We start from the raw sequence: 14,102 nt of genomic DNA, 5'->3' as shown, positions 1-14,102 counted from the left end.
TTGCAAGACGTTGAGTCCGATGCCCGAAGAGGGCCGCAACAGATCACTTGCTTGCAACCTGTCACAACCCCCAGGCCCACGTGCGACGCAGCCTCTTGATTCTTACTCTTCTCCAGTCGCAATCGGATTCTCCATACACAAACTCCAACCGCTCCAGCTTCTTATCCCCCCACGAACCTCTACATTCAATCGGCACCACAGTCTATGAAAATGGGGCTAGCTCACAACGATATAGTTCTTACGACTGGCTAAGAAGGTCGTTATGCTAAGGTTTCATCAACTTGTTGTGCAATTCCTTTAGTTCCGGATGCTCAATTCCTTTAGCATGCATTTAGTTTACCCGATCTATATCTTTATCTTCTACTGCCCAAAAACGATTGCCATACGGATCGCAAAACATCATTATGGGTTCACCACCACCTGCATCGGGAATAATTTCACCGACGACTACACCACTTTTTATTAAATCTGCACGTAATTCCTCGATATTATCTGTAGAAAATTGCATGCTGTAATGCGGATTCCGTTTAATATCGCCTGTGTACCAAAGGCTGTTTTCATCATCTTCTTCTCCAAAAAGTAAAATTTCTTGCCCGTTTGCCAGTTTAAGGCTCGCAATCCCCATTATCCATTCAATTTTAAATCCGAGAACATCAGCATACCACTGTATTGCTTTTTCATATTCCCCCGGATTGCCCGATCCCGATTTACCAACTGGAATGCCTACCACAAGGTTCTTCACACCAATAGCCATTTGACTTCCTCCATTTTTGATAAATATTAGTACAAACCTACAATAACATATAATTTTCCGGGATTGAACAAAACTGTTCTTAAGCATAGGCGAAGACGTGGAATTTTCACAATGTTGATTCCACTATCTAGCCCGTTAGCACAGCGTTGATTGACCAAATGTGAGATGTATGACTTGTCAGCTTGGGTTTCCAAATTTTATAATTATTTATATATGAGCAGGTCCGCTGCCGCCATAGCTTTGGTGGCCTTTTTGCACTCATTTTGAGGGGAGCGATTCATATGACACAAGCAACTGCAATACGTGAACGGCTGACTTCCGCTGCGATAACCTTGCACCATCCGCCAATTATCACTTCAACGCACCGCCCCTTTCAGTAGAAAGACGGTGTTGCTTGCAGTGCGAATGGAAAACCAAAAAAGGGCTGTAACAGGTTACATGTAAACAACCTGTCATTGCCCTCAAAGCCGCGTCCGAGTTCCAATTTTTTTTAACCAATGATAAGGTTCAGCGTATGAATCTTGATTAAGAATGGTCTGCCAAATATTGTTCCAGCTGATCGAAGGTTGCTCCGAAGCCCTCCTGCATGGATTTGAACATGCCCTCAAAAAAGTTTCTCTCTTCCTCAGTTGCGTTGATCGCTCCGCTGGACAAGGTCATTGTTGTAATACCGTTATTTTCACTAAAGGTTACCGTATTTCGTATTTCCAACGGGATTAAATCGCTAAATGGAGCCCGAACAATATGGCCCGCCTCATCTGAAAAGCTGTTGACCCAGACAATCTTTTCGAAAGCTTCGATTTCCTGATACACAAATTTACCCCACATTTGATTACCATCGGGAGATTGCATGTTGTAATGAAAAAAACCGCCTGGACGGAAATCCAATTGTGCGACATTTATTTCAAATCCTTTCGGTCCCCACCATCGCTTCAGATGCTCGGCCTCGGACCATACATTGAATACAAGCTCGCGCGGCGCATTGAGTACACGTGTTATGACTAGCTCCTTGCCTTCCGGTTTCACTGTCATTTCCATTCCTCCATTTCTTAATATGAATCCATGATTAAAGTATACCTCAAACGGAATATTCCTGTAAAGGAATATTATAATAAATTGCATGTATTGCACCGTATTGCCCATTTGGCAATTTAACCGGGAAGATATCACCTAATTGTACATCTGAGTTTTTTTGTTTTCATACTATCTTCTTCACTCCAGACTGGAATGTTGATTTCTATTCTAACAATTATCAGATTGCAAAAATTCTAAGTCCAATCATCTTTTTAATGCCTTGCATCAATTAAGGTAAACCAATTGGGATCTCCATTATATGTTCCAACAACTCGGTATACAGGTCGATAGAAGTCTTTTGAATCATACATGAAGGTCAGTTCGATTCCTTTTATTTCTAGGTGATCACCCTTTTTAATTTCAAGCTGATCCTTTGTTAATAAGGCGTTTCTTTGTATTTGCTGAAACTTTCCATCCTCTATACGCTTATATACCTCAGCAGGAGACAATAAATCTATCATCCGTACAAATTGATTGTACTGAATCCCGCTCTGGATCCCATAGATGCTGCCGTCCTTTTTTAGGCCGACTGAGAACTCGCCTGTCCAATAGTCTTCATTAATTCGGGGAATCTCCGAAAGTGACCATACATACTCTCCATCATCCACTTCTTGTAATTCAGCTTTCTGGGTAGGCAAGCCCAACTCATCCGCAACAGCCTTCGCCTTCTCTAACATAGAATCTGGATCAGTAAATGAAGCTTGCGCTGGAACGTAATCATCCTCGGTTAACGACCAGTTTCCCTCTCTGGATTGAAATAACGTGTAGTGTACACCGATGTTACTCGTTAACACACTTTCACGATCATCCCCCCAACTCTTGACGCTTAACTCTGTCAATTCTAATTTCTGCCGCAGTAGCGCTGCGACTTCATCTTTTTTCACGATTCTTTTATATACCGCAGCAACAGCCGGCTCTGGATTTAACTCAGGTGAAGTGCTTAGCTGAACGCCTGTCATATTCCATTTATGATACGAATTAATCGCTAGTTGACCAAACTCCTGCTGGTTGTAGACGATACTCATGGCCCCAAACATTAAACCGATGATAATCGGGATGGACAGATTACTCAATAGACTCTTGATCTTAACTTTTTTGTGCTTAATTATAGAAATAGCCAGTCTGTATAACTGGTAGCCCATAATACCACCAAGTGTATTGTTAATAATATCATCAACCTCAAACAACCCTGCACCTGAAAACGTCTGATACGTTTCGATAGCAATTGTTGCACATACAACGACAAGAAGAAGCTTCTTGAATGCTCTATATTTGTAACTCATGCAAGGCAACAAAATCCCCATAGGCACGAACATTAAAATGTTAAAAATGCCGTTCTGAAATTCTCTTAGTGAGTATTTTTGCCATGCTTCTATATAACCACCGAAAGGATAAAGGTTCATTTCCATGAAATGTGATGTACCTCGACCGATAACAGTCAACTGAAGTACAAAAACAATATAACCTACGAACAACGCACCGAGGACAAGCTTATTCATAGACAGCCAAGGCTTTTCCTCTGGACTTCTTTTACGATAATAAAAAATATAATAAGCTGCGACAAAAAGCAGTTCGATTCCGACCACAACGATCACTGGTAATCCCAGAATGCGTAAGTAATTGAATATTTCTGTAATACTCACAATAATCCTCCTTATGTCTAACTCAACATTGTACCGCCTCACTCACATATGTTATTTCATTTTATCACTGCACCATAAATCGTCTTTTATAATTTTCTTAAAGTTAACTTAAAAAAAGCTTAAGGTTCAAGATGAAAAATCAGCCCATCTACAGGGATTTCCGGCTTCTTGTTTGAAAGTTGTTAAACGGATGCACAAAAAGGGCCGCAACAGGTCACCAACCAGTAACCTGTCACAGCCCCCAAACCCGCGTCCGACGCAGCCTCTCGGCTCGCTTACTCTTCCCCTGTAGCAATCGGATTCTCCGCGTAGGAAACCCAATCGCTCCAGCTGCCCGAATACAGCTTTACGTTAGCAAACCCAGCCTGCTTAAGCGCCAGGACATTAGGGCATGCTGTGACGCCCGAGCCGCAATAGACGATGATTTCGTCGGCTGCCTGAAGCTCCTCGAAATGAGCCTTGTGCTCCTCCGGACTTTTCCAAGCGCCTTCTCCGTCCAGCACTTCTTTCCAGAAATAATTCTTTGCTCCCGGTATATGGCCGGCCACTGGATCAATGGCCTCTTCCAGTCCTTGATAACGCCTGGCTTCCCTTGAATCTACAAGAACCGTACCTTTGCGCTCCACTTTGTCCTTCACTTCATCATAGCTGGCCAGCATGTGCCTCTGGACCTTTGGTGAGAAGGTGCGCGGCGCCGCGGCAGGGACTTCAGCAGTAACAGGCAATCCTGCAGCCTTCCAGGCGCTAAAGCCCTTCCCTAGCACATATCCCTCCGTGTGCCCCAGAAATTGCAACATCCACCATAAGCGCGACGCCATAGCTCCACCTTGGTCATCGTAAGCTACAACCTTCTTTGAAGCATCTATACCCAGACTGCCAACCAGGAGTGAGAACCCGCCCAGATCGGGGAGCGGATGCCTGCCTCCATGTGCTTTTATAGCTCCTGACAAATCCTTTTCCAGATCCATATAAAAAGCTCCCGGAATATGCCCCTGTTGATAGCCTTCCTTCCCCGCTTCCGGCTGGCCAAGTGTAAATCTGCAATCCACAATCACTATATCTGCGTGGTCCAAGCGCTCCAACAACCACTCCTGACTTACGATGCTGCTCACTATGATCACTCCTTCATTAAGACATCTGAATTCTTTTATATAACGCCAGCTCTGTCTCTTAGCTCCAGTCGCCCAGTCGTCTAGTCGCCTATGCCAATAGTCGGATTAATGGAATAAGTCAGCCACTCGCTTTGCTCTCCGCTCAACTTCTCATAGAAGCGCTGCGAACTGATGTTGTCCTTCCCTGTTGACCAGATCATAGACACGTACCGATGCCGCGCCGAGTAACCCTTACATGCCGCAAACAGCTTGTGCGCGATACCTTGTCTTCGCTGGTCTTCCGCCACAAACAAATCGTTCATCACAGCAATTTTTGCTGCATGGAACGAGCTGTACCTGAAAAACAAAGTTGCAAAGCCAACCAATTTGCCCTCCAATTCGGCTACAAACTGAACGCCTTCCTTATGCTCCAGCAGAATCCGAATCATTTCATCAAGCTTCTCTTCCTCAGGCTGTCTGTACCGGTAAAAAACCACGATATATGTAATCATAAGCTGTCTGAGCTGTATAACATCCTCTTCAACTGCGTGCCGAATGACTACCTGTGCCATTGTTCAACGCCTCCTTATTCATCTTCGTCCATCCTTTAATTGTAAGCGGAAATCCCTATAGAAGAATGGAGTAAAAACCGGAAGATTTGTATTTAGATACAGATCCAAGCACTAAAGCCAAGCACTACATCCAAACATCCAAACACTAAATCCACCCGCATGCTTGGAGTCTTCCAAGGCTAATCCCCATCCATTTCCTTTTTATATAAATAAAATAACATAACAACGAGGGCAACAAAAAAACTAAGCATAATCCAGACCATATAACCCGAATGGACCATCATTGCATAAATAGCCACTATAAAAACCAATAATGCCAGTAGAAAGGTGAGGACAAACTTATGCCCTACGAGCAAATTCGTCCGGCTAAAACTTTTGCCGCTGACAAGCGTGAAGCCGAAACGCGAACGGTAAAGGTAAGAAGAAAGCAGCCACATAACCAGAACAGTCGGAATCTTAATAATGAAGATGTACTGGTTGGCAAGCAGAATTTCACTATGCGAAACTCCGTTTATAATATTCACGATCAAAATCATAACACCTAGAATTAAAGTATATACAATAACTCCAAAAAAAGTAATAATCAAAGCATGATGTGCTTTGATTCTAAGTATTAAAAAAAGCATCATGCTTTGAATCAACAGGGAAAGCACGGGCTCAATAACCTGCATCCCCCAAATATTTATCACCATATAATTAAAATTAGCGGTTATAAAGGCGGCAAGAAGCAGCAAAACAACGGTAGATTTCCGTATAGAGAATCGAAAAAGCATGGTACTGAAGAATAGCATAGAGAATAAAGTAGTAGTAGACATTGCAATCTTAAGCGCTACTTGCATGACAAGCCTCTTTCATTTGATTTGTGTAGCTTCCCAAAACAATTTGAAAGGATGGAATCACCATAGAAACCGAAGAAATCGAATTACCCTGGTGCATAGTCCCTCTGGAGGAAGAGCATGGAAAATTAATATGTAAATGGAGATATCCTTATCCATACGATCTGTACAATTGGCCGAACTGGGAGCAAATGGTACTGGAAGAGCTGGATTATGCCGATCCGGCTATTAGGGCTCAGCAGTATTTTGCAGTGCTGGATGAACAGCAAAGCTTGTGCGGTTTTGTACAATTTTTCCCGATTGTTGGTGTCACCCGTCTTGGGCTGGGGCTTCATCCGGATCGTGTTGGCAAGGGCCTCGGAACAGCCTTCGTGAAGCTCTTAGTGCGAGAAGCTGTAGCAAGAGCGCCCTCCAACCAAATCGATCTTGAAGTGCTCATTTGGAACATTAGAGCGCAGCGGACTTATATGAAAGCAGGCTTCGCCATTACGGATACCTATGAACGAATGACCCCGAATGGCCTAGCCACCTTCCACTGCATGGTCTATTCCTAACACACCCGCACTAGTCGTGAAACGGCTCTTCAAAAGCAGCCGCTGTTTCTCCCGTATAGCTTTGCAGCAGCTCCAGGAACAGGCCGCCATAGTTACGGAACTTGACTTCCCCAACGCCCTTGATAGCCAGCATCCCTGCCGCTGTTGTCGGGCATATTTCACTCATTTCACGAAGCGTACTGTCCGTAAAAATAATATACGGAGGAACCTTCTCCCGCTGGGAAATCTCCCGCCGAAGCAGACGCAGCTGCTCGAACAAGGTGTTGTCGATCGCTGCGGCCTTCTGCTGCTGCCTGCGCACCTTCTGGTAGACGCTCATTTTACCCATAAGCACATCCGCGGCGGGCTGCTGCAGCTTGACGACCGGATACTGTCCATCGGACAGCTGCAAGTAGCCCTCGGAGATCAGCACATTGATAAGATCGGAAATTTCCTTCTCGGGTAGATCCCGCAGTATACCGTAGGTGGGCAGACGGTCAAAGCGATACTCGAGCACCTTTTTCAGCTTGGATCCCTTCAGTACGGAGGCGACCATCGAAATCCCAAAACGCTCATTCATGCGGCGTATGCACGAGAAAATTTTCTGCGCTTCAACCGTAATGTCCACTGAATCCCTGTCATCCTTGCAGGAGCTGCAATTACCGCATGCTTCCGTTATATGCTCATCGCCGAAATAATGCAAAATATAGTTCCTCAGGCAGCGCGGTGAGTAGCAATAATCGATCATCGTTTGCAGCTTTTTGTATTCGTTGGCTTTACGTTCGGGAGAGATTTGATTCTGCTCAATCAGGAATTTCTGTGTCATAATATCCTGTGCGCTGAACAGCACCATACATTTGCTAGGCTCTCCATCTCTGCCCGCGCGGCCGGCTTCCTGGTAGTAAGCCTCCATATTTTTCGGCATGTTGTAATGAATCACGTATCGCACATTGGATTTATCTATCCCCATACCGAAGGCGTTCGTCGCCACGATTACACGAATATCATCATAGAGGAAGGCCTCCTGGAAATGAGAGCGCTCCTCCTCAGTCAGCCCGGCGTGATATTTGCCTACGGCGAAGCCTTTTTTGCGCAGCAGCTCGTACAGCTCATCGACATCCTTACGTGTGGCCGCATAAATAATGCCGGGCTGATGCGTATGCTCCTTGACGTGCGCCTGGACGAAGTCGCGCTTATTCTCGCCGCGCAAAATAATCAGCTCCAGATTATCCCGGCTAAAGCCATTTATATAAATATCCGGATTGTTCAAGTCCAGTAGTCTCGCTACATCCTCCGCTACCTCAGCGGTCGCGGTTGCTGTAAAGGCAGCTACGATCGGACGAATCGGCAAGCCGCGGATAAAAGGTGCAATCGACACATAGCTAGGACGGAAATCATGGCCCCACTGAGAGACGCAATGCGCTTCATCGATCGCTACAAACGGCAAATTTAAAGCATGCATACGAGCACGAAAACGTTCAGATTCGAGCCGTTCAGGAGCAATATAGAGCAGCTTGTACTTCCCCTGCATCGCCCCCTGTATGCGCTTCTCAACCTCTTTGGCCTCCAGTGTGCTGTTGATATAAGTAGCGGACACCCCGAAGCTGTGCAGGGCATCCACCTGGTCCTTCATCAGTGAAATAAGCGGGGAAACTACCAGCGTTACCCCTTCCATCAGCATGGCGGGCACCTGGTAGCATATCGACTTCCCGCCTCCAGTAGGCATAATCCCTAACGTATCCTTGCCTGCAAGAAGGCTGGTTATTATATGTTTCTGACCTTCCCTGAATTCAGGGTAGCCGTATACCTGCTGCAATACTCGACTCGCTTCTTCCAACATGTTTCCTTAACACCTCAATGACTTTTCAGATTAAATAAATAACGGAAATCAGGTTGTCCCCATCATGAACACGAATGACATGGTTATCTCCGTCATGGCGAATTACGCCATCACCCACATTCATCACTGGCTCCGAACCAAGTCCGTAAAAAATGTCATCAGCCAGCGTCTTCAAACACTCCTCCTGCTCAGGAAGCTCCAGTTCAAGCCACTCACCCTCGGTCATATCAAAAAATTCATATACATTGTTAACCTGGCCGATCCCTCGAACCATATCATCAATGATGACTGCATATTCCCTAGCATGCTTAACGCCCAATGTCATTCATCCTTTCAGATCATTATACCTTATCTATTCACACATTTTCGTCTAATTACACTTTACCACAATGCTGACAGGAAATCAGGCGCAAGTGCTTCGGACAGCCCGAATCGATTTCATAGAGAAGGATAAAAAACTTACAAGTGGCATAAGCTATGGAAATGGGCATTTTCGGAAAAAATCTGTTACTATGGAGAAAGGAATGTAGCGCGGAGGTTCGATGGAACAAATGGTGAAACTGCTAATCCCAAAAAACAGAATGAACTACCTGATCAAGCAGGTCCAGGACCGTTATGATGCCGTCATTCTTGAAGAGGGCTGGGACTGTTATCACAAAGGAAGAGTAACAAATGTGAGCCTGATAGGGGGCCGGGTAGAGGCGCTGGTGAAAGGAACCCAGAACTCTAAGACCGTGATTGATCTGGAGGATTTCCCTGACAGCGAGTGCAGCTGCTCACATAACGGGTACTGCAAGCATATGGCTGCGGTTTTTTTCAGTTTGTACTCGCCCTATGGCCGCCCGGAACTTATTTTGCAGCAGCTGAAGCAAGCGATTCTTACACGTAAAAAAAGCAAGCACGCCGCCCCCTCTCCCCAGGACAAAAAGTTGGCCAAACCGATAGAGCCTATGGCGGACCAACTGCCGCAGGAGTGGCAGCGCTTTTTCGAAGGGAAATTCCATGGCTTCTCGATCTCGCATCAGAATTCCATTGAAACCTTCTTTGATTCTGCTCTTGAAACTCTTCCACTCTATGCGGAGAAATGGAATGAGCCGCTTAGAATTGTATATAAACTGCATGTCATCTTGTTCATGATGCGTAAGATCGAGCAATTTTACCAGGATACCAAAAGCTCCTACTTGTCTTATTATCATGAAAATGGCTGTAAACTAGCGGCCGAAAAATGCCAGGAGCAGCTGCTCGAGCTCATTAAGAGCATAGAAGCAAAGCCCAAAAATATTGCCGCAGAGCCCAAGCACTGGCAGGCCACCCTTACGCTGCTAGGGGAATTGTCGCTGCATGGCAAGGACAGTCCGATCGACTGGCTGTTTATCTACCGCTTGATCTGGTGGAACATCGATGAGAAGCTCGGATGGTCCCAGAAGGAACAACGCCGGTTAGAGCTGTTATTGGATAAGAAAGATTTGCTTGCCAGGAAAAAAGATACACTTTTGATCGCCAGAGCCCATTTTGATGTAATCCGGGGCAATTGGGAGCAGGCCTTCGGACGCTTGGATGAGCTTCATACGTGCAACGCCTCCGACTTTTTTATTTATCTGAAAAACGATTACCAGCATGAACGCTATGAGGATACGCTTAGATGGCTGCGCTGGCTCCTTCCCTCTATCCATAAGGCTGCCCATGAGGATTTCCGCAGCTTCTGCCAGTTCTGGCTGGACACGGCCAAGCAGCTGGACTCCGATGCGGAGTGGGTTGAAGTGATGGAATCACTGCTGCCTAGATCCTATTACTATTATACGGCTTACTTGCTGCAAACCCAGCGTTACAAGCTGTGGGTGGATCTGCAGCTTGCCAACAGGATCTCGCCGCTAAGCCTGTACGCTCTCGAGCTGCGCGCTATTGAAGAATGCGATCCGAGCCTGCTGCTCCCGCTGTATCATCAGGCTGTGGAGAGAACGGTTTTGGAGAAAAACCGCACCTCCTACAAGACAGCCGTGAGGCTGCTCAAAAAGCTGCACAGCTATTACAAGCAGCTTAATCAGGAGGAACGATGGGAGCAATTCATCTATCGCTTGGCGGATAAGTTCTCGCGGCTTCGCGCTTTTCAAGAAGAGCTAAAGAAAGGAAAATGGATTCGATGATTGAAACCAGCACGCTCACTATACATGCCGCCCCACTGCCCAACGGCTCCCTGTTTCTTTGGGGCAGCCGCTCTAACGGCGGTGTATGGGATGCTATGGATCTCAAGCACATCCTTTTTGCCTGGTATAAGCCTTCCTTCTATGGCACCTTTATAGAAACGGGCGAATATCTCCACCGGGAAGGCCTCGAGCTTAGCTCTCTGGAAGCTCTCGATTATTTCAGCAATCCGGCTCCCGTGCAGCATACGAAGCTGCTTTGGGACCGGGATGCCATGAGCTTCTTAAAGCTCGCGCCCGCCATTAAAGAAGCTCTGACCCAGGGCCGCTTCATCCCCGATTATGAGAAGTGGAAAATCGGCGAGATGGGCTGGAAGCTGGAGCTGCCGGACGATCTGCAAAGCCTGGAAACCGCGGCTGTACGCCAATGGATTGATGTCCTTATTCCGGAATGGGTCGATGACGACGGTGTTCTGAAAGAGAATTTGCGGCAGCTTGAGGCGACTTACCCGCTTATGCGCAAAGGCGAGCTGCCGCCTGATCTTTGGCTGGACGAGGAGGACTGGCTCGTCGCCATTGGCTGGCGGCAGGATCCGACGCCTATGCGCACCTGCCTGCAGCTTGTCGAGCCTGCCGATATGGGCTCCTGGCAGCTGCGCCTCCTCCTGCAGGACCGGCAGGATAAAGACGTGCTGCGCACGATCACGCCAGCGGGCGAGCCGCTGGCAGGCGAGCTGCCGCTGCCGGAGCACTGGCTGCCGGAGCTCGGCCGCGTGCAGCGCGATAGCGCCAAGTGGCTGCGCATCCTGCCTTGGCTGGATGCTGCGGCCGATGAAGCGGCTGCTGCGCCGGCAGCTGGGGCAAGTGCTGCGGCAAATGCCGGGGCAACGTCTGGGCAGTTTGTTGGCCATGAAATTGGCCATGGGGCTGGGCATGAAGCTGTGCATGGAGCCGAGCATGGAGCCGGACATGATCCTGCGCATGATCCTGGGCATGAAGCTGCTGGCGCTGGAGCTCAATTGTCAGCTCAGTTGGCTGCTCAAGCTGCTGAACAAGCTAAAGCTGCAGGTAAAGGCGCTGGCCACACAGCTGGAGAAGCAGTGCCTAACAGAATCCGCACGAAGCTGACGGAGGCTGAGGCTTGGCGCTTCCTCTCAGAGGGCAGCGTTCGGCTTGCGGAAACCGGGACCTCCGTGTTTCTTCCGGCATGGTGGGAGCGGATTAGCAAGCAGAAGCCTAAGCTGCGGGCTAAGATCAAGTCCTCCGTTGGCTCCGCACACGAGCGATTGTTCGGCATCAGCCAGCTGATGCAGTTCGATTGGAGGCTCGCAATCGGCGATCTGGAGCTGACGGAAGATGAGTTTCGCCAGCTGCTGGAGGAAAAGCGCCGTCTTGTGCAGATCCGCGGCAATTGGATTCAGCTCGATCCGCGATTCATCGCCCAGATCCAGCAAATTCTTAAACAGGTGGATAAGAAGAAGGGGCTGTCCTTCCGCGACGTACTGGAGCTCCATTTCTCTGGAGAAGCTCAGGGCCTCACTCCCGGTGAGCTTGATCCCGAAGTTGAGCGCATGTTCGAGATGGAGGTAGAGCTGAACGATCAGCTCCAGCAGATGATCGACCAGTTGACCCAGACCTCCTCTATCCCTGCCGCCCAGACCCCTGCTTCGTTCCAGGGATCCCTGCGGCATTATCAGATGGACGGCATCTCATGGCTCTTGTTTTTGCGCAAATGTGGATTGGGAGGCTGCTTAGCCGATGATATGGGACTAGGCAAAACGATCCAGTGGATCACCTACCTTCTTACAGTCAAAGAACAGGAAGCCCCTGAGACACCATCCCTGCTCATCTGCCCAACCTCTGTTCTGGGTAATTGGCAGATGGAGCTGAAACGGTTTGCGCCTTCACTAAAGGTCCATCTCCATTACGGACCCCAAAGATCGAAGGGCGATGCCTTCAAGAAAATTTTGTCAGGCATCGATTTGGTGCTGACTTCCTATACGCTATCGCATCTTGACGAGGCTGAGCTCGGTGCAGTTACATGGAATTCTATATGTCTGGATGAAGCGCAGAACATCAAAAACGCCTATACCAAGCAGGCTTCAGCCATACGCCGGCTCGATGGAAATCATCGCATCGCACTGACCGGTACGCCTATAGAAAATCGTCTTACAGAGCTATGGTCCATCTTTGACTTCGCTAATCCCGGCTATCTCGGCACCGTCAGGGACTTCACGAACCGTTATGTGAATGCCATTGAACGAACCCAGGACAGTGAAATCATCGGCAAAGTGCAGCGGCTGATTCGTCCTTTCCTGCTGCGCCGGGTAAAAAAGGATCCGGCCATTCAGCTCGATCTCCCGGAAAAGAACGAGTCGAAAACCTTCGTCTCGCTAACTGCGGAGCAGGGCTCACTCTACGAGAACTACATCCAGGATATGTTCGACCGGCTTGATAAGCTCTCGCCCATGGAACGCCGCGGCATTATTTTGGCCGCTTTGACGAAGCTCAAGCAAGTGTGCAACCATCCTGCTTTATTGCTCAAAGAAGGGCCCAACGCTCCGTGGAGCGGACGTTCCAACAAGCTGGAGCGCCTCTTGGAAATGGTTCAGGAGCTGCGCCAGGAAGGCGACAAATGCCTGATTTTCACGCAATTTGTCGAGACCGGACACCTGCTGCAATCCGTTCTGCAGCGAGAGCTTTCGGAGCCTGTGCTGTTCCTGCACGGCGGCTCCTCCAAGACGGCGCGCGACGAGATGATCGCGCACTTTCAGAACTCTCAGCTGCCTGCGGAAGAGCAGCGCTGCATCTTCATCCTTTCGCTGAAAGCTGGCGGCATCGGGCTCAATCTCACAGCGGCCAATCACGTCTTCCACTATGATCGGTGGTGGAATCCCGCTGTTGAGAACCAGGCAACGGACCGCGCCTTCCGGATCGGCCAGACCCGTCATGTGCAGGTGCACAAGTTCGTGACCCTTGGCACACTGGAGGAGCGCATCGACGAGATGATCGAGCGCAAGCTGGAGCTTAGCCAGCAAATCGTTGGCAGCGGCGAGAGCTGGATCACCGAGCTTTCAACCGCAGAACTCCGTGATATGTTCGCCCTTCGCCACGAATGGGTAGAATCCTAAGCTTAACTGAATAAAGCTCTCATAAGATAAACACCTTGTGTCGTCCTTTGATGTGTGTGTTCGTGACTTGGGTGCGTTGCGGAGGGAATGGCTGTGGGCTCCAGCCGCTGTTAAAGATTTGTTCCCTGAATAGAATCGATGAGGAGACAAATCTTTAAAGGCGGACGCTAACGCTCTTCCACCCACAGCCCTTCCCTCTCTTTAGCTACAATCGCACGAATCACACGAACACCAAGCCCAAACGAACAGCCAGCAAGGGTTTTTCTCTTGATTGGAGGAGATTTCCTAGCCGGCGCAGCGCTAGGAATGAAGAGCACGCAGTTGAGAAGGATCTGCTACTTTAACGATGTTTTTCATCGTTAAAAGCACTGTGTCCTCTCCTTATTCTTCATTTAACGATGAAAAACCATCCATGACGTTCGTAGCCGACGTCACCACCAAGAATGAAAATAGGGGTTCTAGCAAAGGTTTTTTAAAAGAAAGAACC

12 protein-coding genes are annotated in these 14,102 nt (G+C 48.2%); 3 read left to right on the top strand and 9 right to left on the bottom strand.

The genetic code is table 11. From position 1 onward, the window contains the following. Window positions 1-331: 331 nt before the first annotated feature. The 6 genes from J2Z66_RS31225 to J2Z66_RS31200 all read right to left on the bottom strand — a co-directional run bounded on the left by J2Z66_RS31225 (window position 332) and on the right by J2Z66_RS31200 (window position 5,973). Complete coding sequence (locus J2Z66_RS31225; RefSeq protein ID WP_209976686.1) at window positions 332-754, bottom strand: VOC family protein; 423 nt, start codon at window positions 752-754, stop codon at window positions 332-334. A 525-nt stretch (window positions 755-1,279) separates the two neighbouring features. Continuing rightward, on the bottom strand, window positions 1,280-1,786 hold the full coding sequence (locus J2Z66_RS31220; RefSeq protein ID WP_209976685.1) for an SRPBCC domain-containing protein: 507 nt from the start codon (window positions 1,784-1,786) through the stop codon (window positions 1,280-1,282). Between the two features lie 254 nt (window positions 1,787-2,040). Continuing rightward, a complete protein-coding gene (locus tag J2Z66_RS31215) occupies window positions 2,041-3,471 on the bottom strand; it encodes a VanZ family protein (RefSeq protein WP_209976684.1) in 1,431 nt (476 codons plus the stop codon). A 275-nt stretch (window positions 3,472-3,746) separates the two neighbouring features. After that, entirely contained in the window at window positions 3,747-4,583 is an 837-nt protein-coding gene (locus J2Z66_RS31210; RefSeq protein WP_209976683.1) for a sulfurtransferase, read from the bottom strand. Window positions 4,584-4,663: 80 nt separating this feature from the next. Continuing rightward, window positions 4,664-5,134, bottom strand: coding sequence for a GNAT family N-acetyltransferase (locus tag J2Z66_RS31205; RefSeq protein WP_209976682.1), 471 nt, complete (start codon window positions 5,132-5,134; stop codon window positions 4,664-4,666). 179 nt (window positions 5,135-5,313) lie between these two features. Continuing rightward, window positions 5,314-5,973: a hypothetical protein gene (locus J2Z66_RS31200; RefSeq protein ID WP_209976681.1), complete on the bottom strand. Its 660-nt coding sequence runs from the start codon at window positions 5,971-5,973 to the stop codon at window positions 5,314-5,316. A 56-nt stretch (window positions 5,974-6,029) separates the two neighbouring features. On the opposite strand from J2Z66_RS31200, the gene J2Z66_RS31195 reads away from it, so the two are divergent. Next, window positions 6,030-6,524, top strand: coding sequence for a GNAT family N-acetyltransferase (locus tag J2Z66_RS31195; RefSeq protein WP_312894860.1), 495 nt, complete (start codon window positions 6,030-6,032; stop codon window positions 6,522-6,524). Between the two features lie 10 nt (window positions 6,525-6,534). Here the strand turns inward: J2Z66_RS31195 and recQ are convergent, their stop codons facing one another. Together recQ and J2Z66_RS31185 are read right to left on the bottom strand one after the other, a co-directional pair. Beyond that, a complete protein-coding gene (recQ, locus tag J2Z66_RS31190) occupies window positions 6,535-8,343 on the bottom strand; it encodes a DNA helicase RecQ (protein WP_209976680.1) in 1,809 nt (602 codons plus the stop codon). 25 nt (window positions 8,344-8,368) lie between these two features. Further along, window positions 8,369-8,662: a hypothetical protein gene (locus J2Z66_RS31185; protein WP_209976679.1), complete on the bottom strand. Its 294-nt coding sequence runs from the start codon at window positions 8,660-8,662 to the stop codon at window positions 8,369-8,371. 223 nt (window positions 8,663-8,885) lie between these two features. On the opposite strand from J2Z66_RS31185, the gene J2Z66_RS31180 reads away from it, so the two are divergent. Further along, window positions 8,886-10,487 (top strand): SWIM zinc finger family protein, encoded by a 1,602-nt coding sequence (locus tag J2Z66_RS31180; RefSeq protein WP_245375976.1) that lies wholly within the window; start codon window positions 8,886-8,888, stop codon window positions 10,485-10,487. A gap of 281 nt (window positions 10,488-10,768) precedes the next feature. Here J2Z66_RS31180 and J2Z66_RS43075 read toward each other — a convergent pair whose 3' ends face one another. Beyond that, on the bottom strand, window positions 10,769-11,236 hold the full coding sequence (locus J2Z66_RS43075) for a hypothetical protein (RefSeq protein WP_245375975.1): 468 nt from the start codon (window positions 11,234-11,236) through the stop codon (window positions 10,769-10,771). Window positions 11,237-11,257: 21 nt separating this feature from the next. Between J2Z66_RS43075 and J2Z66_RS31175 the strand changes: the two genes are divergently transcribed. Then, complete coding sequence (locus J2Z66_RS31175; protein WP_312894850.1) at window positions 11,258-13,615, top strand: DEAD/DEAH box helicase; 2,358 nt, start codon at window positions 11,258-11,260, stop codon at window positions 13,613-13,615. The last annotated feature ends 487 nt before the right edge of the window (window positions 13,616-14,102 follow it).

It is taken from the genome of Paenibacillus eucommiae (assembly GCF_017874215.1).
Lineage (GTDB): Bacteria > Bacillota > Bacilli > Paenibacillales > NBRC-103111 > Paenibacillus_AI > Paenibacillus_AI eucommiae.
Note: the sequence above shows the minus strand (reverse complement) of the source record. Positions and strands in the feature narration are given on the sequence as shown.

What these genes read in the sequence shown, in the direction of transcription:
- J2Z66_RS31225 (WP_209976686.1), bottom strand. Translation starts at nt 754, where the DNA reads ATGGCTATTGGTGTGAAGAACCTTGTGGTAGGCATTCCAGTTGGTAAA.
- J2Z66_RS31180 (WP_245375976.1), top strand. Translation starts at nt 8,886, where the DNA reads ATGGAACAAATGGTGAAACTGCTAATCCCAAAAAACAGAATGAACTAC.
- J2Z66_RS31200 (WP_209976681.1), bottom strand. Translation starts at nt 5,973, where the DNA reads ATGCAAGTAGCGCTTAAGATTGCAATGTCTACTACTACTTTATTCTCT.
- recQ (WP_209976680.1), bottom strand. Translation starts at nt 8,343, where the DNA reads ATGTTGGAAGAAGCGAGTCGAGTATTGCAGCAGGTATACGGCTACCCT.
- J2Z66_RS31205 (WP_209976682.1), bottom strand. Translation starts at nt 5,134, where the DNA reads ATGGCACAGGTAGTCATTCGGCACGCAGTTGAAGAGGATGTTATACAG.
- J2Z66_RS31220 (WP_209976685.1), bottom strand. Translation starts at nt 1,786, where the DNA reads ATGACAGTGAAACCGGAAGGCAAGGAGCTAGTCATAACACGTGTACTC.